19 protein-coding genes are annotated in these 21445 nt (G+C 44.4%); 5 read left to right on the top strand and 14 right to left on the bottom strand.

From position 1 onward, the window contains the following. Positions 1-827: 827 nt before the first annotated feature. From T357_RS0101540 to T357_RS0101500, 8 genes are all read right to left on the bottom strand, one after another. A complete protein-coding gene (locus tag T357_RS0101540; RefSeq protein ID WP_031547958.1) occupies positions 828-1136 on the bottom strand; it encodes a septum formation initiator family protein in 309 nt (102 codons plus the stop codon). Between the two features lie 61 nt (positions 1137-1197). Further along, positions 1198-1437: an RNA-binding S4 domain-containing protein gene (locus T357_RS0101535; protein WP_031547956.1), complete on the bottom strand. Its 240-nt coding sequence runs from the start codon at positions 1435-1437 to the stop codon at positions 1198-1200. A 170-nt stretch (positions 1438-1607) separates the two neighbouring features. Then, complete coding sequence (locus tag T357_RS0101525) at positions 1608-1898, bottom strand: HU family DNA-binding protein (protein ID WP_255342790.1); 291 nt, start codon at positions 1896-1898, stop codon at positions 1608-1610. A gap of 145 nt (positions 1899-2043) precedes the next feature. Beyond that, positions 2044-5625, bottom strand: coding sequence for a transcription-repair coupling factor (gene mfd / locus T357_RS0101520; protein WP_044915861.1), 3582 nt, complete (start codon positions 5623-5625; stop codon positions 2044-2046). A 132-nt stretch (positions 5626-5757) separates the two neighbouring features. Then, a complete protein-coding gene (pth, locus tag T357_RS0101515; protein ID WP_031547950.1) occupies positions 5758-6342 on the bottom strand; it encodes an aminoacyl-tRNA hydrolase in 585 nt (194 codons plus the stop codon). Between the two features lie 186 nt (positions 6343-6528). Next, on the bottom strand, positions 6529-6804 hold the full coding sequence (spoVG, locus tag T357_RS0101510) for a septation regulator SpoVG (protein ID WP_029201741.1): 276 nt from the start codon (positions 6802-6804) through the stop codon (positions 6529-6531). Positions 6805-6838: 34 nt separating this feature from the next. Beyond that, a complete protein-coding gene (glgD, locus tag T357_RS0101505; protein ID WP_031547946.1) occupies positions 6839-7960 on the bottom strand; it encodes a glucose-1-phosphate adenylyltransferase subunit GlgD in 1122 nt (373 codons plus the stop codon). Further along, positions 7957-9231, bottom strand: a complete 1275-nt coding sequence (locus tag T357_RS0101500; RefSeq protein ID WP_031547944.1) for a glucose-1-phosphate adenylyltransferase — start codon at positions 9229-9231, stop codon at positions 7957-7959. The genes glgD and T357_RS0101500 overlap by 4 nt, the downstream gene beginning before the upstream one ends. A gap of 404 nt (positions 9232-9635) precedes the next feature. Between T357_RS0101500 and asnS the strand changes: the two genes are divergently transcribed. The 3 genes from asnS (at position 9636) to T357_RS0101480 (ending at position 14323) form a co-directional block, all read left to right on the top strand. After that, a complete protein-coding gene (asnS, locus tag T357_RS0101490; RefSeq protein WP_031547940.1) occupies positions 9636-11024 on the top strand; it encodes an asparagine--tRNA ligase in 1389 nt (462 codons plus the stop codon). Positions 11025-11297: 273 nt separating this feature from the next. Beyond that, complete coding sequence (locus T357_RS0101485; RefSeq protein ID WP_031547937.1) at positions 11298-12377, top strand: metallophosphoesterase family protein; 1080 nt, start codon at positions 11298-11300, stop codon at positions 12375-12377. Between the two features lie 2 nt (positions 12378-12379). Then, on the top strand, positions 12380-14323 hold the full coding sequence (locus tag T357_RS0101480; protein WP_031547936.1) for an ATP-binding protein: 1944 nt from the start codon (positions 12380-12382) through the stop codon (positions 14321-14323). A gap of 46 nt (positions 14324-14369) precedes the next feature. Here the strand turns inward: T357_RS0101480 and T357_RS0101475 are convergent, their stop codons facing one another. After that, positions 14370-16052: a sensor domain-containing phosphodiesterase gene (locus T357_RS0101475; protein ID WP_031547934.1), complete on the bottom strand. Its 1683-nt coding sequence runs from the start codon at positions 16050-16052 to the stop codon at positions 14370-14372. Between the two features lie 269 nt (positions 16053-16321). After that, entirely contained in the window at positions 16322-17416 is a 1095-nt protein-coding gene (locus tag T357_RS0101470) for a hypothetical protein (protein WP_031547932.1), read from the bottom strand. Between the two features lie 218 nt (positions 17417-17634). Here T357_RS0101470 and T357_RS0101465 point away from each other — a divergent pair, with 218 nt between their 5' ends. Continuing rightward, positions 17635-17901: a hypothetical protein gene (locus T357_RS0101465; RefSeq protein ID WP_031547930.1), complete on the top strand. Its 267-nt coding sequence runs from the start codon at positions 17635-17637 to the stop codon at positions 17899-17901. Between the two features lie 3 nt (positions 17902-17904). On the opposite strand, the gene T357_RS0101460 is transcribed toward T357_RS0101465, so the two are convergent. From T357_RS0101460 to T357_RS0101450, 3 genes are all read right to left on the bottom strand, one after another. Further along, a complete protein-coding gene (locus tag T357_RS0101460) occupies positions 17905-18597 on the bottom strand; it encodes a 5'-methylthioadenosine/adenosylhomocysteine nucleosidase (RefSeq protein WP_031547928.1) in 693 nt (230 codons plus the stop codon). 144 nt (positions 18598-18741) lie between these two features. Continuing rightward, positions 18742-19833: an undecaprenyldiphospho-muramoylpentapeptide beta-N-acetylglucosaminyltransferase gene (locus T357_RS0101455; protein WP_031547926.1), complete on the bottom strand. Its 1092-nt coding sequence runs from the start codon at positions 19831-19833 to the stop codon at positions 18742-18744. 140 nt (positions 19834-19973) lie between these two features. Further along, positions 19974-20390, bottom strand: coding sequence for an HIT family protein (locus tag T357_RS0101450; RefSeq protein WP_031547924.1), 417 nt, complete (start codon positions 20388-20390; stop codon positions 19974-19976). A gap of 292 nt (positions 20391-20682) precedes the next feature. On the opposite strand from T357_RS0101450, the gene T357_RS0101445 reads away from it, so the two are divergent. Continuing rightward, on the top strand, positions 20683-20859 hold the full coding sequence (locus T357_RS0101445; RefSeq protein WP_031547922.1) for a DUF4250 domain-containing protein: 177 nt from the start codon (positions 20683-20685) through the stop codon (positions 20857-20859). A 122-nt stretch (positions 20860-20981) separates the two neighbouring features. Here the strand turns inward: T357_RS0101445 and dtd are convergent, their stop codons facing one another. Next, the gene (dtd, locus tag T357_RS0101440) at positions 20982-21434 is read right to left on the bottom strand and encodes a D-aminoacyl-tRNA deacylase (protein ID WP_031547920.1); all 453 of its coding nucleotides are present in this window, start codon (positions 21432-21434) and stop codon (positions 20982-20984) included. Positions 21435-21445: the final 11 nt, after the last annotated feature.

Below are 21445 nucleotides of genomic sequence, written 5' to 3'. Positions count from 1 at the left end.
TTATAACAATAAACCGCCTTTTAATTAAATATTTTTTCATATTTTTGCAACAAATCAGCCGCAGATAAGTCCAGGACCGGAGCGGTCGGGCATCCGTACAAAAACCACCAGGTATCGGTTCCTGCAGGCAAGAAACGCCCCCGATGGATTACTCTCCTTGATCTATAATTCATTTTCAGAAATATGAGTCATTTAGAATAGTATTCTTCCTTGACTCATATTTTCGTTTTCGAGAATATGAGTCACCTACAACAGCAGCGTTCTTTGACTCATATTTCGTTTTCGAGAATATGAGTCATTTACAACAGCAGCGTTCTTTGACTCATATTTTCGTTTTCGAGAATATGAGTCATTTACAACAGCAGCGTTCCTTGACTCATATTTTTGTTTTCGAGAATATGAGTCATTTACATCAGTAGCGTTCTTTGACTCATATTTTGTTTTCGAGAATATGAGTCATTTACATCAGTAGCGTTCTTTGACTCATATTTCGTTTTCGAGAATATGAGTCATTTACAACAGCAGCGTTCTTTGACTCATATTTTCGTTTTCGAGAATATGAGTCATTTACAACAGCAGCGTTCCTTGACTCATATTTTTGTTTTCGAGAATATGAGTCATTTACAACAGCAGCGTTCTTTGACTCATATTTTTGTTTTCGAGAATATGAGTCATTCAGAATCAGATATTTCTTAACATCCATTATCGCTGTTTATTAATCCTAGATATTCTTCACATAGTTGCAGGTCTAATTGGCTATTTTTCGAGCAGAATAATAGGGGACGGCATCGGCCGACCCCTATCAAAAAACAATCGTATAACTAATCTTAATTGCTGTCCGGCTTGATGATTATCTCATCCGGCATTTTCAGCCCGAAAATCTCCCTGGCCTTCTCCATGGTAAACTCTTTTGTCTTCACGTATATCTTTTTCTGCTCAAGCTCCTCTGAAAGCTGTTTCTGGGCATCTATGTCTGCCTGCAGGCTCTCCTCCTGAAGCTGATACTCTCTGTCCTGCTCCTTCAGGGTGACACTCCTGACATGCATGGCAAACGCGATAAACAGCACAACTATAGTGATTCCTATAATTGCCAGACGATTTGAAAATGAATTTTTACTCTTATGTCTGTTTTTCATATTGCATATCCCTCTGCCAACATTATAATAACAAACCCTTTAAATATCAATCTGAGACACCTTACAGATATTCATACATATCCTTTGAATCTTCCTTATGGACAGTTTCCTGGATCGTAGTCACCTTTACCTTTACGGATTTTGTTCCGAAGGAGATCTCGATCACATCCCCCACCTTTACTTCCGTGCCGGCCTTTGCCACCTTGTCATTAATGCTTACACGTCCGGCATCACAGGCCTCATTGGCAACCGTACGTCTCTTAATAAGTCTCGAAACCTTAAGATACTTGTCTAATCTCATAACTTTCCTGTTTTTTAATGCTTAAAAGAAATCCACCGGGGGACGGTTCCGGCGAGAACCGTCCCCGGTGGATAGAATTCAGTAAGAGGATGGCTGCAAGACAGCCATCCTCTCTCATACTTAAGTTTCTTATTAATCTTTATCCCAAAGAACTTACACGCTTTGAGTGATTAGTTAATCTTGTCCTTAAGAGCCTTACCAGCCTTAAATCTAGGTGCCTTTGAAGCCTCGATCTTCATTGTCTCACCTGTTCTGGGATTTCTTCCCTCGCGAGCAGCTCTCTCAGCAACATCGAATGTACCGAAGCCGATAAGCTGTACCTTGTCTCCATCAGCAAGTGCGTCTGCGATTGCATCAAATACGCTCTTTACTGCAGCCTCTGCATCCTTCTTTGAAAGATCAGCCTTCTTAGCAACTTCTGCTACTAATTCAACTCTATTCATGTTCTTTTCCTCCGTAATCCCATTCGGTTTGTTTTCCTGTCCTGACAGGCCCAAATGGATCTTATACTTTGTTTTACCTTAGAAATTATACTTTTATAAAGCACCCGTGTCAACCAACAACCGCTTTATTACGCGGTTTTTAGGCATTTTTGCTATTTTTGTTCTAAGTATTCTTTTTTAAACGAATAAGTGTTTTTTCCAAGTGATCCATGGTCTCATTAATTGTCCAGGTTTTCTCTCTCGTGCTCTGCCGGAATACAAAGCCCGGAGCAGCTCCTCCGGAAAATCTGAGCTGTCCGTGATTTTCCTGAATCACCTGAGGAATGGCGTCAACATTGACATCTGCCTTCGCATCCAGAAGGATCTTAAACATTCCCTTCCTGATATCGATCTCGGTGGCATAGCACTGGTGACCGAGGGCTCTCAGCTTGGCAATCTCCAGAAGATTCTCACACTCCTTTGGAAGCTCACCGAAACGGTCCATAAGCTCGTCCTGGATATCACTGTGATCTTCTTCATTCATTATTGAAGAAATCCTCTTATAGGCATCCAGCTTCTGAGCCTCATTGGAAATGTAGGAATCCGGGATAAATGCATCGATCTCGCAGTTTATCTGAGTATCAAATTCCGCTGTCTCAGTTACTTCTCCCTTTTCCGCCTTTACCGCAGTGTTCAGAAGCTTACAGTAAAGATCGTAACCCACAGCCTCCATATGACCGTGCTGCTCTGCGCCCAAAACATTACCTGCTCCACGTATTTCCAGGTCTCTCATGGCTATACGTATGCCGGAACCGAGCTGAGTGAACTCCTTAATGGCTTTGAGTCTCTTCTCCGACTCCTCTGTAAGCATTTTGCCGCGCCGGTACATAAGAAATGCATATGCCGTGCGGCTGGATCTTCCCACGCGCCCTCTCAGCTGGTATAGCTGTGAAAGGCCCATGCGCTCTGCATCCTGAATTATCAGGGTATTTGCATTGGGGATATCAAGGCCCGTTTCGATAATGGTGGTGGAAACCAGAACATCCACTTCCCCGTTTATAAACTGCAGCATAATGTCTTCAAGCTGGTTTTCAGTCATCTGACCGTGGGCATATGCCACCTTCGCGTCAGGACAAAGTTTCTGAACATGAGTGGCAATGTCGGCAATATTGTTTACCCTGTTATAGACATAGTAAACCTGACCGTTTCTCGCGAGCTCACGGTTTATGGCCTCACGGATCAGCTCATCATTGTACTCCATAACATAAGTCTGGATAGGTCGGCGATCCATAGGCGGTTCCTCCAGAACCGACATATCTCTGATGCCCGCAAGAGACATATGGAGAGTTCTGGGGATAGGAGTTGCTGTAAGTGTAAGTACATCCACCTCCTGTTTCAGATTCTTGATCTTCTCTTTATGAGTAACCCCGAATCTCTGCTCCTCATCGATGATAAGGAGACCCAGATCCTTGAACTTTACGTCTTTGCTCAAAAGCCTGTGGGTCCCCACCACGATGTCCACACGGCCGGCCTTCACATCCTCTATGGATTTTTTGATCTGCTGTGGTGTTCGGAATCTGCAAAGCAGGGCAATGTTTACCGGGAAGCCCTTCATTCTCTCCACAAAGGTGTTGTAGATCTGCTGTGCAAGGATAGTGGTTGGCACGAGATACGCCACCTGCTTTGAATCCTGCACCGCCTTAAAAGCTGCCCTCAGGGCTATCTCTGTCTTTCCGTAACCCACGTCGCCGCAGATGAGTCTGTCCATGATCTTATGGCTTTCCATATCCTGCTTTGTGGCATCGATGGCAAGCTCCTGGTCCACAGTCTCAACATAAGGAAACATTTCCTCAAATTCCTTCTGCCAGACCGTATCACTTCCGAACTTGTAACCTGCCGTGTTCTGCCTTGCAGCATAAAGCTTCACAAGATCCTTTGCGATCTCCTTTACAGCATGCTGGACTCTTTTTCTTGTTTTCTGCCAGTCTGTGCTGTTCAGCTTATTAAGCTTCGGAGCTTTCCCCACATCCTGACTCGCATACTTCTGTATACCCTCAAGCTTTGTTGCCGGGAGATAAAGATTTCCCCCATCCCCGTACTCAACCTTTATATAGTCCTTGGTAATGCCTTCGGATTTTATACGCTCGATGCCCCGGTAGATACCTATTCCGTGAGACTCATGAACCACATAATCCCCAACGGACAGTTCGCTGAGCTTTGAAATCTTCTGACCGTCAAACTTTTTCTGTTTACGTTTTTTGCGCGCCATCTCGGCATTACCGAACATGTCACCTTCCGTAAGCAGTACAAACTTCTCCGCAGGGAACTGATAGCCGCTGTTGAGAACTCCGAACTTTACCTGTATGGCTCCGCGGGTTTCTTCATTTCTCGCAGTTGTAAGTGAACCTGCTGTGCCTTCAGAATTATGCTTTCTGCCACTTCTCGCTGCGTCCGAAGCATTCGCTCCTTCATCATTTATGTTACCTGATCCGTTTACGGAAGAAGATCTTCCTCCGGAAACACTATCCACAGAAACATCCGGACAGTAAGCCCTGAGCTCGTAGTCCCTTAAATCCTGGGCAAGTCTCGATGCTCTGGTTCTTGAAGGACTGAGGAGAACTATCTCATACTTTTCCTTCTGCCAGCGCTTAAGATCCTTTATCAGAAGATCAAAACCTGATTTATACGGTGTGACTTCACTGGTTTCAAACCGGAATTCCTCTACAGTCTTAAATTCTGTAAGATTGTTTCCCAGAGTACTGAAGGCCACTGTTCCGGGCCCGGAAAGCCTCTCCATGATTTCGTTTATTCCATAGATCAGCTTGTCGGGATCCCTTTCATCCTGAAGCCCCATGCCGTTTTCTTCAAGGACTGCCGCAAGCTTCGCATGGCTCTCGATCTCCCTGAGTCTCGCTTCAAAGCTTTCCCTGAACTCAGTTTCCACCATCTGTCCCCGTTCTTTAAGGCGATCCGGTTCATCCACGAAGATCAGGGTATCTTTGTCAAAATAATCAAGAAGGCTGACTTCCCTCTCTTTTTTGTTCTTTCCTCCGGAGGCCCTATCGGAAGCCGGATATATCTCCACCTCCTGAAGATTCTCTATAGACCTCTGACTTTCCGCATCAAAGGAACGGATATTGTCAACTTCGGTATCCCAGAACTCGATTCGTACAGGATTCTCCGCTGTAAAAGGATATATATCGACTATACCGCCCCGCACGGAAAACTCTCCCATGGACTCAACTTCAGCCATTCTTTCATAACCGAGCTCAGTGAGCTTTTGGGATAATGCCTCCATCTCCACGATCATACCGGGCCGGATGCCGAGAACCGATTCTGTGAATTCTTCTCTTTTCAGCACCTTATCCATCAGTGCGTCAATTGACGAAACAACAACACCGGATTCATCCTCCATAAGATGCTTAAGCACCTCTACACGCTGTCTCGTTATAAGATTTCCCTGAGTATCCGCCTGATAAAACAAAAAGTCCTTTGCGGGATAATACCAGGCATCCCCGGAAAAAGCATGTATATCCTTAACAAACTGCTTGCCCTTCTGCTCGTCCCTGACAACCAGAAGCTTCCAGCTTTTGCGGGGTTTTCCGTCTTCACTTTTTTCAGCATTACCCACAGTGCCCTTAAGTGAAACAAGAATCTGCGCCTTAACAGTATCCACGGTTCCGGTTACTGCAAGAGGCCCTCTGCCATCCTTGACAGCCTTCTCCAGTTCACTATAGGTTTTTGTTCTTAAAAATGGGTTCGGCATACATCTACCCTTTCCAAAGTCTGATCCATGAATCCCTGATTCAGAGTTTTCCTGTCAAAACACATTTCTTTTTTTGCACCCCATGTCATTTTTCAAAATCCATGATGAAATGCTTATGAGATCTAAATCATCCTAAAGCTTCATGGGGTTATATTTATTCATTGCATGTTCTGTTCCGTTATCGATTATATCGAGAGCCGCATTTGCAGCCTCTTCATACATCTCCTTCATGATCTTCTCATCAGTCTGGCCGAATCTCGAAAGAACATGGGCTGCAAGATCCATATTGTCCGGCTTCATTCCCACTCCCACACGGACTCTTGCGAATTTTTCGGATCCAAGGGACGAAATGATGGATTTCAGTCCGTTATGACCTCCGGCTGAGCCTGACGGTCTTATGCGCATACGGCCCACATCAAGGTTGATATCATCGGAAAACACAATTATGTGTTCCGGCTCTATCTTATAAAAATTAGCGAGTGGTGCTATGCAGTTTCCCGAAAGATTCATATAGGTAAGGGGCTTCACGATGATGATCTGCTCCATTCCATTTGCACTGTTATATCTTACTTTTGTATATGCACCATTGAATTTGGTTTCATTGAGTTTTTCTCCGCCAAGCTTATCAAGCAGCGCGTCCACTGCCTCGAAGCCAACATTATGTCTGGTTCCTTCGTACTTTCTCTCAGGATTTCCGAGACCGGCAATTAGATACATTTGTTTTCCTCCAATGCTGTTTTTACGTAGCAGCTCAGTCGGTGGACCGGGGGGACGGGGTTAGTGGTCCACACACCACCGCCCCCCGGTCCACCGACTGAACTGCTGCAAATCAAGGAAAAGGAGTCGCCGCCCTAAGGCAACGACTCCGATTTTACCTTCTCTCTTTAACCGTGTCAGTTAAGATCAAAAACCTTCTGCCTCGCTGATCATCTCCGCCTGATACTTGTCTAAGATGATACTCTGAACGGCATCTCTGGTGGATGACTTAATAGGATGAGCGATATCTCTATACTCTCCATCAGCAGTCTTTCTTGACGGCATCGCAATGAAGAGCCCCTTTTCACCCTCTATCACTTTAATGTCATGGATCACGAATTCGTTATCAAAGGTTATGGAAACGATGGCTTTCATCTTTCCTTCTTTATCCACCTTACGGATTCGCACGTCTGTTACCTGCATACCTGCTCCCTTCTGTTGTCATAAAAAGCGCTTATTACATTTGATATCTTACATTCTTTTCAACAACGATCTTTATGTCATCAGGGCTTCCGATATAGGTGGTGTTGGCACGGATAGTATCTCTGCTCTCAACGATACAGTTCTCAATGACTGTATTGTCTCCGATATAAACATCATTAAGAATGATTGAATTCTTGATCACACAATTGTTTCCTACATATACCTTACGGAAAAGAACAGAATTCTCAACTGTACCGTTTACGATACATCCGCTGGCAAGGATAGAATGTCTTACATTACAATCCGGATTGTACTTTGCAGGCGGGTTATCCTCAAGCTTTGTATAAACTCCCGGTAATGTACGGAAGAAATAATCACGTACATCTCTCTTAAGGAAATCCATGTTTGTCTGGTAGTAGGACTCTACAGAAGAGATATTGGACCAGTAAGTCTCTATCTTGTAGCCGTAGATCCTCTTTACATTCTTATAACGAACAAGGATGTCATTAACAAAATCTGTACGATCCTCTTCATGAGCCTTCTCAAGGAAATCTATAAGCTGACGTCTGCGCACTACATAGATACCGCAGGAAATTGTATTGGCATCTGTAGCGATAGGCTTCTCTTCGAAATCAACTACGCGGCCGTCATCATTGAGCTTAACGCATCCGAATCTGGACACATCGGTATTGGGCTCCATGGTCTTAACAACCACTGTGATATCAGCCTTCTTCTCGATGTGATACTCAAGCACCCTGTTGTAATCAAGCTTGTAAATACCGTCACCTGCTGCAACGATAACATATGGCTCATGTGATGACTTAAGGAACTCGAGGTTCTGGTAAAGCGCATCAGCAGTTCCTCTGAACCAGTCACTGTGCTCTGCCGTAATGGTCGGTGTATATACATAAAGTCCACCCTGCTTACGTCCGAAATCCCACCATTTGGAGGATGACAGATGCTGATTAAGTGATCTTGAATTGTACTGTGTTAATACCGCAACCTTCTGAACATGTGAGTTGGACATGTTGGAAAGTGCAAAATCGATGGCTCTGAATGAACCTGCCACAGGCATGGCTGAGATGGCTCTCTTGTTGGAAAGCTCTCTCATACGTTTATTGTTTCCACCTGCTAAAATAATACCTATCGCTCTCATATCTCGCCGTCCTCCTTAATGATTGCTCCGCCGCTTGCGAGTAATCCGTCAGGATAATCCTCCGCTGTTGTCACGCCATAGATAGCGGTGTTTCTGCCGACCTTAACATTGTCAGGAATCACAGAACCTTCTCCTACAGTTACAAGTTCAGCATCATATACTCTACTGTCATAAACACTTGGTGCATACTCACCGACACCGAGCTCGCAATTCTTTCCGATCTTTACATCCTGGGCAATGATGGCCTTGTCAATCTTTGTGCCAGCCTCGATAACAGCATTGGACATAATAACAGAATCGGTAACAACAGCACCGGATTCGATGATAACACCTTCACCGATAACCGAATTATGAACCTCTCCGTGGATCTCGCAGCCCTCTGCAATGAGACATCTCTCTATCTGTGAATTCTGAGAAATGAACTGAGGTGCAGGATTCTTGGTATCTGTATAGATCTTCCAGTACTCCTCGTAAAGGTTGAACTCAGGAATGATGGCAACCAGCTCCATGTTGGACTGCCAGTAGGACTGAAGTGTTCCTACATCCTTCCAGTAACCATTGAATTCATAAGCGAATATACGCTTTCCGCCCTGGAAAAGATAAGGAATGATATGCTTTCCGAAATCCTCACCCGGAACGTCCTTGTTTGTGATAAGAGCTTCTCTAAGGATAGGCCATGAGAAAATATAGATACCCATGGAAGCAAGGTTTGACTTAGGCTCCTTTGGCTTCTCCTGGAAATCAATGATCCTGTTGTTTTCATCTGTTACTGTGATACCGAAACGGCTTGCCTCTTCCATAGGAACCGGCATGGAAGCGATGGTACAGTCAGCATTCATCGCTTTGTGGTACTCCAGCATAACTTCATAATCCATCTTGTAGATATGATCTCCGGACAGGATCAGAACATAATCCGGTGAATAATTATCGATATATTCGATATTCTGATAGATAGCGTTGGCTGTACCTGAGAACCAGTCTGCTCCGGTCTGGGACTCGTAAGGCTGGAGAATGGTTACACCACCTCTGTTACGGTCAAGATCCCATGGAATACCGATTCCGATGTGGGCATTAAGACGTAATGGTTTGTACTGTGTCAGTACACCAACAGTGTCAACGCCGGAATTAATGCAGTTAGAAAGCGGGAAGTCAATAATAGAATACTTACCACCGAAAGAAACTGCAGGCTTTGCGACATTCTTTGTAAGTACGCCAAGGCGTGAACCCTGGCCGCCAGCAAGCAGCATGGCGATCATTTCTTTTTTAATCACGTCATCACTTCATAGTGTTAGTTAAGTGTTAATTGTATTCAAGCTCTTTTTATTATAGCACCTGATTTATACTCTGTTAACACAAAAATGGTGATTTTTACTATAGCCAATGTATATTCATTTACGCTTTTGGCAAATAATGATAATGATTCCGATATTTTGCTTTTTTATTTGTTTTCCGGAGAAAATTGTTTTTATTTTTGTGCAATTTTTCGCCAGACAATGGATACGGGTTGGCGATTCATTTTGTAACAGGAATCCCACCGGGGGACGGTTCTCGCCGGCAAGAACCGCCCCGGTGGGATTCCCAAAATCCACATCGTGAACCATTGAAAACCCAAAGTCTTTAAAGTATAATGTTTAATTATTTATTTTACCAAAGAAAGAACAGAGGAACATTCACTATGGAAGTTACTGCTTTAAGAGAAATATTCAAAAACAAAGAGTCCTTCTACGACAAGGAAGTCACCGTAGGCGGCTGGGTCAGATCAAACCGTGACTCAAAACAGTTCGGTTTCCTTGTTATCTCAGACGGAACCTTCTTCTCACCGCTTCAGGTGGTTTATCATGATGACATGGACAATTTCCAGGAGATCGCAAAGCTCGGCGTTGGCGCTGCAGCTATCGTAAAGGGAAAGATCGTTGCAACTCCGGAGGCTAAGCAGCCTTTCGAGCTCCAGGCCACAGAGGTTACGGTTGAAGGTGCTACAACTCCTGACTATCCTCTTCAGAAAAAGAGACATACACTTGAGTACCTTCGTACCATGACACATCTCCGTCCGAGAACCAACACCTTCCAGGCAGTGTTCCGTGTACGTTCACTCATTGCTTATGCCATTCACGTATTTTTCCAGGAGAGGGGCTTCGTATATGTTCACACACCTCTCATTACATCTTCTGACGCCGAGGGTGCAGGCGAGATGTTCCAGGTAACCACTCTTCCCATCAACGGCGCACCTGAAATCGATGGTCAGATCGACTACTCACAGGATTTCTTCGGAAAGAAGACTTCACTTACAGTTTCAGGACAGCTGAACGGTGAGACCTATGCACAGGCCTTCAGAAATATCTATACCTTCGGTCCTACATTCCGTGCGGAGAACTCCAACACTCAGCGCCATGCCGCAGAGTTCTGGATGATCGAACCGGAGATGGCATTTGCAGATCTTGATGACGTTATCGCCTGTGAAGAGGACATGATCAAGTTCATCATCAAGTATGTTCTTGAGAATGCTCCCGAAGAGATGGCATTCTTCAACCAATTTCTGGATAAGGGCCTTATCGAGCGTCTTACACACGTTATGAACTCTGATTTCGCCCGCATCACTTACACAGATGCAGTAAAGCTCCTTGAAGAGCACAATGACGAGTTCGAGTACAAGGTATCATGGGGCGTTGATCTCCAGACCGAGCATGAGCGTTTCCTTACAGAAAAACACTTTAAGAAGCCTGTATTCGTAACAGATTATCCAAAGGATATCAAGGCCTTCTACATGAAGCAGAATCCTGATGGAAAGACTGTAGCTGCAGTTGACTGTCTTGTTCCCGGAATCGGCGAGATCATGGGCGGTTCACAGCGTGAGGAAGACTACGACAAGCTGGTTAAGCGTATGGAAGAGATGGGTATGGAGATGGATCAGTACAAGTTCTATCTTGACCTTCGTAAGTACGGTACAACACGCCACGGCGGATTCGGCCTTGGCTTCGAGAGAGCAGTTATGTACATCACCGGTGTCCAGAACATCCGTGACGTACTTCCATTCCCAAGAACAGTAGGAAACTGCGACATCTGATAAATAGCCGGAGGGCATCTGTTTAAATACGGGGCGCTTCAGCGGTAAAATATAAAATCGGATCCCTGAGAACCACCGGGGGGTCCGATTTTAATTTTTCACGCCGAAGCTTAACGCATCAAAACAGATGCCTTCCGGCTATTTCTATAGTTTTTCATTTTATTTAAAACTCTTTTTTATTTAATATTTTTAAGTTAAAATAGTACTATATATCGATTTTAGGGGAATATTGATGTTTGCCCGGGGGCAGGCACCAATAGGTAGGAGCATCAAATGCGTTTTATACACACATCGGATATTAACTGGGGGATGACGCCGGACCCGGATCGTTCCTGGGGCAAGGATCGTGCCAATGACATTAAATCCACTTTCAGGGGAATAATCGAAAAATGTCGTGACTTCAGCGTTGACTGTCTTTTCATCTCCGGCAATCTGTTTCATCGCCAGCCCATGAACAAGGATCTTCAGGAACTCAACTATCTTTTCGGTTCCATACCATCCACACATGTCGTAATCATTTCAGGCGAAAATGACCGTATAAGCTCAAACTCTGCTCTGTTAAGTTTCAACTGGAGCGCGAATGTACACTGGATCCTGAGCGAAAAACCGGATTCGGTCTATTTTGATGACATCAACACCAGGGTCTATGGTTTTTCCTATCACTCAAGGGAACTTAAAGAAACGGTCATAGATACCATCGAACCTGAAAATGACGGTCACATCCATATACTTCTTGCGCATGGAGGCGATCATGATCATATGCCGGTGGATGTGGAAACTCTCGAGAAACTTCCCTTTGACTACATTGCTCTCGGATACCTTCATAAACCTGTTGAGGTAATTGAAAGAAGAGTTGTCTATTCCGGTTCTCCCGAACCTCTGGACATGTCAGAAACCGGTCCTCACGGTTTTTACTTTGGAGACATTAACCCCATAACCCATAAGGTACAGAAGCTGGAGTTCATGGAAACCGCACAGATCTCATACATTCCTCTTGAGTTTTCGGTTAATGATAAGACAACCAACGATTCTCTTGTGGGCAGAATTCTAAACAAGATAAAAGCCGGCGGAGTACACAACATTTACATGCTCCGCATCACCGGAAAGCATGCCCCTGAAGTCCGCTTCGACCTGTCTTCTCTTACACACGATTACAGGATCGTAAACATTCAGGATGATTCAGAGCCACAGTATGATTTTGCCGCTCTTTACAAAGAACATCCCTCCGATCTGATCGGTTTCTATATACGAAAGCTTCTTCGGGACGATCCCGATGACATGAGCTATGTAGAAAAGAAGGCTCTGTACTACGGTATAGACGCTTTACTCAAATCTCAGAAGGGTGGTAAGTGATCATGCGTTTTGTTGACATCCACATCGATGGATTTGGTAAATTCCATAACTTTGACATGCATCTTGAAGATGGTATGAATATAATTTACGGTCATAATGAGGCCGGCAAATCAACCCTGCACTCTTTTCTCCAGGCCATGCTCTACGGTCTGGGAAGGCGTTCCGGAAAGCCACTTTCCAAAAAATACCAGTCCTGGGATTATCCTGAGGACTACAGCGGACAGCTCAGGATCGAGTACGAGGGAAAGAAATATCTGATATCCAGAGACTTTAACCAGGATCTCCTGTCTATCTATAACGAAACCGACGGTGAAGATATTGAATATCCGGAGCTCTGGCTGAACACAATGCTGAAAGGCATTTCGGAAACCGCTTTTGAAAATACGGTTTCCATAGGTCAGCTCCGAAGTGCCACAAGCCGCGGAATGATAAATGAGCTGAAATCCTGTATCAGGAACTTAAATGCCACAGGCGATATCTCACTGGACAGTGAGGGTGCCCTGTCTATCCTTGATGAACAAAGGACAAGGCTTGAATCCAAGCTTGTTCCGGATGCTGCAAAAACCTATGCCCAGCTCATAGGTGAGGTCAGAAACATTGAGCGGGATATCCAGCAGCCCGAGTACGAAAACCAGCTCAGAAAATACCAGAACCTCCGCACAGAGGCCCGCACAGATCAGGTAGACCTCCAGACAAAGAAGGAAGTGCTGATTCAAAAGGTAGCCGGCCAGGAAGCCGTCCTCCAGCAGGCAGGACTTAAAAACGAAGACGAAATCCAGTATACCCTTAACCGGGGAATAAGATTGTATAACACCTATGTGGCAGAGCAGGAAAGAGACGAGGATCCGAAAAAGTATATCATCCCCGGTGTTTGTTTTGCGGTCGCTGTAATCAGTCTTATACTGGATATACTGTTTGCCTGCGCAGGCTCGGATAATGTTGCCGCCCTCTTCAGGCTCACTCCGGAGAAGATTCCGGCATTCAAAGCTTTTGTTGACAATGCTTTACTCGGAGCAACAGTCCCGGTAGCCATATTCACTTTCCTCTTTGTTCTTACTTTGATACTCGGAATAGTATTTGTGAATAACAACAGGAACGGCAAAAAGAATCTCAACAATTCCAATCTGGAGCTGGCAAGAATACTTTCAAAGTTTCTCGGAAGCCCAGAAATAAGCGATAGAGCCATGGACAGTTTTGAAAAACACATGGATGAGCTTTTAAAGGTAAGCGGTGAACTCAACGAAAACAGAGCATCCCTTGAAGCACTCACTCAGGAGATCCAGGGACTAAATGACAATGAGCGTAAATATGATGTGGAGCTCCAGCGGCAGAACGAAAAGCAAACGGAACTGGAAGGAAAGTTACAGCATCTCGTTAATGTCAAAAACCGCGTTGAGATGCTGAAGCACACCATCAGCGAAAACGATGCCATAACAGAAGAAATCGATGCGGTAAATCTCGCATACGAAACCATGACAGAGCTTGAAGGATCCATAAGATCCAGCTTCGGACATCATCTCAATAAGGAAGCCGGAGACCTTATCTCAGGCATAACCGGTGGAGTTTATGACTCCATGTGGATAGACCAGAATCTGGATATCTTTATGAACACTCCTACAAAGCTTGTTCCTATAGAGGATGTTTCCAGCGGAACCATGGATCAGATCTACCTTGCACTGAGACTCGCAGCATCCCGTCTCATGCAAAAAAAAGATGTTGATGAAGATTTTCCTGTTTTGCCGGTTTCTCAGACGGATTCGGAAAAAAGCAGGCTTCCTCTCATCTTTGATGATTCCTTCGCAATGTATGACGAGAAGCGTCTGAACTCCGCCCTCCACTTCATCATGGACATCCACAAAGGCCAGATCCTTCTCTTCACCTGCCACACCCGCGAGCGCAGGATGCTGAAAGAAGCAAAAGATAAATTCAATGTGATTGAACTGTGAATCGCGAATTAAACAAGGCTGGAGCCCGAGGGCTCCAGCCTTGTTTTTACATCCACTTATGCATATTATCCAGGAAATCTTCCAGCATTATAGGCTTTGAGTAGTAGTAGCCCTGCATACTTGTGATATCAAAGTTATCACATACGTAGTCTACCATCTCCCTGGTCTCGAGCCCCTCAACGCACACATGTGCTCCAAGGATTCTTGCACAGTCAACTATAGCCTTAAGCATTACCTTCTTTGGCTCTTCCTTGTCGATATCCTGAATGAAGCTTCTGTCGATCTTTATCTGGTTAACAGGAAGATCAAAAAGGAGATTTATGGAAGAATAGCCTGTTCCGAAATCATCCAATGAAGTCTGCATTCCCATATCCTGTATGAACTTGAGCTTTTGTCTGAGAAGATTGACATCCAGAAGCTTACATCTCTCCGTAAGCTCCAGTCTTATATTCCTGGGAGGAACTCCTGACTCTTCAACTATCTTCTTAAGTTCCAGTTCAAAATCATCCCTTCCGAGCTGAGGATATGCAAGGTTTATGTTGACCTTGAAATCAGGTATCACCTTTATGATTTTCTTTGCATCCTCCAGAGACTTTCTGATGATCCAGGATCCAAGATCAAAGAATATAGGATCCTTCTCCAGCCATTCTATAAATGTTCCCGGGAATATCTGGCCATACTCATCTCCGTACCATCTGAGGAGAGCTTCCATGGCAACAAGCTTTCCCGAGCCTCTGCCGATAATAGGCTGGTAAACCATAAAGAAGCCCTGGCATTCGTCCATGATGGATTCTCTTATGGCATTGTAAAGCGAAAGCCTCTGTGAATCTCTCACCAGCAAGGTCTGGTTGAAAACATTAAGAGTTGTGGCACTGGTATTGTCCTTTGCTTTTGCAAGTGCGAAGAGAACACTGGTGTAAACTGTATCCGGCATGATAGAAGCGTCATCTGTATAAACACCGCCTCCGAATATATCAACGACTACATTTCTGCCTTTTATTTCTATACCTTTAAGAAGCCTGTTACGGATATTCTCAAATTCCTTTGAACCAAAGGTCTTTAGTTCCTCATCTCCCTCCTCAAAGGCCCTCAGCATGGCAAATTTGGTTCCTTCAAGCTTATAGACATCAGCACCGTTTCTGTTAAGCATCATGATATCGGCTATCACACGGAGTGCACGGTTTCCTTCCATGTAGCCGTAATTATTATTGATGGATGCAAAATCCCTGATACTCAGGAGCATGATGAAATACGGCTTGGCATTGGCATTGTACTCATTCATCTTCTCCATCATCATGGTGGTGGTATAGAGTCCTGTGGTGGCATCAACGAGATTACTCTTTTCGTAATTCACAACGATACCTGCATAAAACACAGGTTCACCATCTTCTCTCAGCATTTTTGAATAAGTGGATACTGTTACATATTTTCCATCCTTATTCATGATCCTGTAGGGAAGGTTAAGCTTATCTATCTCTCCGGCCTTCATCCGGATGGATTCCGATATAAATTGTTCCCTGTCATCAGGATGGATCAGACTGATGTACTCACTCAGCGCTTCTGCTTCATCCATCACCTGATCAGTCAGTCCCAGATACTCTACGATTTCTTCGCACCACCATACTTTTCCTGTGGTGTAATCCGAATAAAACGCGTACCATCCTTCTTTTTGATTGGTAAAGACCTTGAACAATTCGTCGAAGTATTTTACTTTCAGATTGCTTTCCATATATTCACCGGCAAACGCACGTACCTGACATCCGTTCCTTTCAATTCTAAATCGGGACTTCTACTATTCGAACCCGACATACCTATACGTCTATTTCGGCAAAAAAACAAAAAAATTAAGTTTTTCGCAAAAAATCTTTTTCGCCGAAATACGGAAGAATCTGAATCCATCGGGGCAGTTCTCGCCTGCGGGAACCGCCCCGATGGATAACTCCCAAAATAAAAAAGCCTGATATGCTGCTCTTTCGAGTCATATCAGGCTTTTAATAATTATTCTTCCTTTTCAGGATGGTCAAGTTTAGTCACGGCATCAATGATTGAGGTTGTTCCTCCGGTTTCAAGAATCTCCTTGATCTTATCTATATCCTCAGCATTCATATGATTCTTTCCGAGATACTGCTCATAGTTTTTTGAAAGATTAAGGGCAAGTTCACGTTCCTGCGACTCAAGACTTGTTTTAAGATTCGTGGCATCCGTAAATGCCTGCTGGAGCTCATCCATCTTCGGCTTGTTGGCTGTCTCTATCTCATCTATTATGATATTTCTGGTAACCGTATCAAAGTTGTTCTGTGCACTCTGTTTCTGGCTAATGATATCACTTCTCTGCTGCTGAAGATTAGCGATGTCATCATCGAAGGACTTAAGATTATAAACTGCCTCATCGGAATCATTTCGGATACTGTGCTCAAGCTTCTTTATGATCTTCCTGTTTGTCTTGATACGGTTTAAAATGTCTCTGCCCTGACGGACTGTGTCCGCATATCTGCCGGAAACATTCATGATGGCAACATAGACACCTCCGAAAATAATGATATCCAGGAGATAGATCCCCACCAGATAAATCCACCGTCTTTTCGGTATCAGGAAAAATGCCCCCCATGGCAAAAATGCAAAAATGAGTATAAACACTGTCAAAAAGCAGATAAACTCCGCTATTCCTGATGGGTGAAATAATGTATAAAAGACAGGCCACTTCATATAGAAGGGAGCATTATCCTTTTTAACTATAGCCGCAAGCTGACGCTTAAGCTCAGTGATCTCAATGCGTCTCGGCTCAGTCTCGTTCTTTATACGGCCCTTAACGCCTTCCTGCCTGGCCTTTTCCCTTTCAGTCTGTTTCTTCTTGAGACTTGCCTCCACCTGACTTATCTGTTTGTCATGAGTTTCGGTCAGCTCCTCTCCTCTTTGCTTCAGGGTCTTGTCTATCTTATCCTGAATGCTTTTCCGGAAATCATCAAGTGCAGCAGCTGACTGTTTTTCCACATCTATCTGACTTGTGAGCTGATTACAGATATTCTGATATTCTGTTATCGCATTTTTTGCATCATCCAAAAATGCCTGGGGATTATCTATTTCCATTCCCATTATGTTTGCCTCCCGATCGTCACGTTATGAACTGGTAATATCATAGAATATTTTTGTGAATTAAATATTAACAACTGTATTTTTTTCGTTTTTGCAGCATTGCAAAGCCTGGTTTTATAGACTATAGTGAAAACCAAATTCTATTCATCTGTTGACAAGTTTTAAAGCCATGATATCTGAAAAATATAAATCAGACTGGCTGCCCTAAGGAGGATCTCATGTTCAGAATGAGCGGCTCAATATACAGAAATGGTCAGATCATAAGGGAATGCGTATCCAGGCAGGAGGATAACTCTGTGTCCAGAACGGACCGTGTCCTCACTGCACTTAAAGAAATCTGTGAGTATATGGATCTTGCCGTACCCATCTGGCTTCAGTCAAACATAAACGAATTCAAGCGAAAATCCATCACTGCCTTCAGATCTGATTCTTTTGTTGAGCCCATAGGCTTTGACTACCTGAGGATTGAAGTCATAGAGGAATAATGTTTACAGTCTTTCAACAAGAGCCTCAGTAAGTCTCACGCAATGCTCAATTGCCTTTTTCTCAAAGGTCGGATAATCCACCTGTGCGGAATTGTCTGCCTTATCAGAAATGGCTCTTATGATAAGGAACGGCACCTTGTTCTGCCATGCAATCTGGGCAATGGCAGCGCCCTCCATCTCGCAGCATTTTCCCTGGAAATGCTTAACTATCCACTCCTTTGTGTCATTATCAGAAACGAACTTATCGCCGCTACACACACGACCTATGAATGTATGAATGTCGGGATTCACCTTACGGTTCTCCTCTTCAGCCAATGCTATAAGCTTGTTATCTGCCTTAAAGGAAAGTGTTCCCACTCTGGGAATCTCACCAAGCTGATAACCGAAAGCTACAGCATCCATGTCATACTGGGCAGCATCCTCCGAAAGCACGATATCACCGATGTCAATGTGCGCATCGAGAGATCCGGCGATACCTGTGTTGATAACATGATCCACCATGTAACGGTCTATGAGCACGGCTGTGCAGGCGCCGGCATTAACCTTGCCTATACCTGAACGGACAACCGTAACATACTTGCCCTTGAGCTTTCCCGTTACAAATGTGAGTCCGTTATGTTCTTCCGTTACAGCATCGGTTATATCCGCCTTCAGCTTCTCAACTTCCTCATCCATTGCGCCAATTATTCCAATCATGATAGCAATTCACCTTTCTCCTCTAAAAATGTGTGGTTTCCTGTTTATATCTGTCACAGAGATGCCAATCTGACCGGCTCTGTAAATACATATTTTTCGCTGCTGAAACCTGACATTAGACTGCAGATCTTAAGTCGTCTCTTATTAAGAATTCTTTTCCTGATTTTCCTTAACCACATCCCTGAGAACCTGAAGCACGTGATCAACACCGTTGCCCTGATCCGAGTTCTGCATGGCTATGATGTAGCCCGACTTCTTGAGGTGCACCTCATGTACCGCATTGTACAGGAGGTCAATGTCTTTCTCCATCTCATGCTGGTCAAGCACGAAGCTGAAACCCTGCTTTTCGAAGGATTCGGCATTCAGAATCTGGTCGCCTCTGCTTGCATCAAGAGGCAGCGGGATAAGAATGTTAGGCTTCTTCAGTGCCACAAGCTCGCAGATAACATTGGCACCGGCTCTTGAGATAACAACATCAGCAAGAGCATACAGGTTCCTGAGTCCATTAGTCAGGAACTCATACTGCTTATAGCCCTTTGTATCGTTAAGGCTGTTGTCTAAATTGTTCTTGCCGCATACATGAACAACATCAAAATCCTCAAGAAATCTTGGTAGCAGTTTTCGTACCGCATTGTTGATGGCAACCGAACCGAGGGAGCCTCCGATGATCATGAGCACGGGCTTCTTTCCGTCAAATCCGGTCATTTCAAGCCCTTCCTCACGGGTACCCATGAGAAGCTTCTCTCTGATGGGAGAGCCTGTAAGAACTGCTTTACCTTCAGGAAGTTTCTTAAGAGTTTCCGGGAAATTGCAGCAGATCTTGTCACAGGCCCTGGCACATAAGCGGTTTGCAAGTCCGGGGGTCATGTCTGACTCATGAGACACAACAGGGATATGGAGACTGCGGGCCGCCCAAACTACGGGAACCGCAACAAAACCGCCCTTACTGAATACTATATCGGGCTTGATCTTCTCCAGAGCCTTTCGGGCTTCATTGTAGCCTTTAAGAACCCTTATGGGATCGGAAAAATTCTTAACATCAAAGTATCGACGAAGTTTTCCTGTGGATATACCGGTGTAGGGAATGCCTTCGGCCTCTACCATTTTCTTTTCAATTCCGTCATAGGAGCCAATGTAATAGACCTCATAACCATCCTTCTTCATCCGGGGGATAAGGGCTATATTGGCAGTGACGTGACCGGCTGTTCCGCCACCGGTCAGTACTACTTTACCGATCATTTTGTTCTCCTTTATTAATGCTGCTTTTGGGAGCCCTGATATCTGATATACAGATTCAGATCTGATCAGCTCCTTTATAAGCGCTTTTCATGCCGTTTACGTCCGGCCAGATAGACTGGGATTTAACGACTCAGGAATCAAAGTGCCTTTACGAGCTTATCGCAGATTTCAGCCATCTTTTCCGGAGCTGTCTTTCCGGGCTTCCAGAGAACCATCTCATCAGCATTGCCGTAGCGTGGGATGATGTGGGTATGGAAGTGGTTTACGGTCTGGCCTGCTGCTTCTCCGTTATTCTGGACAACATTAAAGCCCTTAGCGCCGATAGCCTTTTTCATGGCTGTTCCGATCTTTCCGGCAAGAGGCATTACCCCTGAGGCTATATTGTCAGGAAGCTCTGTAAGGTCCTGATAGTGCTCCTTTGGGATGATGAGCACGTGTCCGTCTGATGCCGGGTTTGCATCAAAGATCACTCTGAATGTATCGTCCTGATACAGGGTTGTTGTGGGTATATCTCCATTTGCCAGTTTACAAAAAATGCAATTATCGTCTTTCATGTCGAACCTCCTGAAATTCCAGTCAACGGGTCAGACTCTGCAGTACATATACCCTGTCTGAACCGTTACAAAACTAAAAATATTATATAATTTTGATAAGCCTTAGACAAGGAAATTGACTGAACAACCTTAACGATATATAATCGTCCGAAAAGTTCAGGGGGCTACGACCGGTTTGAGGGTTGGCTACGACCGGTTTGGGGGTTGGCTACGGCCAGAAAATGATTAACTAAACAGTAACCGATATAACCTGAAGGTTGCTGATAAATAATTATGAAAGAAGGTTTTTAAAATGGCAATTCCAAAAGATCCTGTTATGCTTTTGAGCTTTATCAATACTCAGCTCCGTGATAATTATGATTCGCTCGAGAGTCTTTGTAAGGCTTTTGATGTCGATCAGGACAGCATAGTGAAGTCCCTTGCGGTGATTGATTATCACTATAACAGCGAGATAAACCAGTTTAAATGAAAACAGTCCAAGCCTGGACATAAGCCGGAGGGCATCCATCTAAAACCGGGTCGTTCAGACGGTTTTAGATGGATGCCCTCCGGCTCATATATAGCTAGCTTTAGACGTTCTGTTACCATTTTTTATTTGAACAATTGGTCTGAATCAAGCATCAGAGTGAAGGGACCGTCATTCAGGAGTTCTACCTTCATGTCGGCACCGAATTCACCGTGTTCTACCTTTGGGACGTAATCCTTGCAGCGTTCCGTAAAATACTGATAAAGGGCATCCGCCTTGTCGGGGGCTCCGGCCTCGATAAAGCTTGGGCGGTTACCTTTTTTGCAGTTGGCATACAGTGTAAACTGGCTGACCACAAGTACGGAACCTCCTACATCCGAAAGAGAGCAGTTTGTCTTTCCGTTTTCATCCGGGAATATCCGGAGGCTGCAGATCTTCTTCACCATTTTATCCGCCATTTCTTCGGTATCTGTATCCGAAGCCCCCAGGAATATCAGAAATCCCCGTCCGATCTTACCAATTGTTTCATTATCTACTGTGACAGCTGCATGCTGCACAACCTGAACTACACATCTCATTTTTATCCTCT

The sequence above is a fragment of the Oribacterium sp. FC2011 genome (assembly GCF_000701645.1).
Taxonomy (GTDB): domain Bacteria; phylum Bacillota; class Clostridia; order Lachnospirales; family Lachnospiraceae; genus Oribacterium.
The sequence above is the reverse complement of the archived record's forward strand: the minus strand, read 5'-3'. Positions and strand labels throughout refer to the sequence as shown.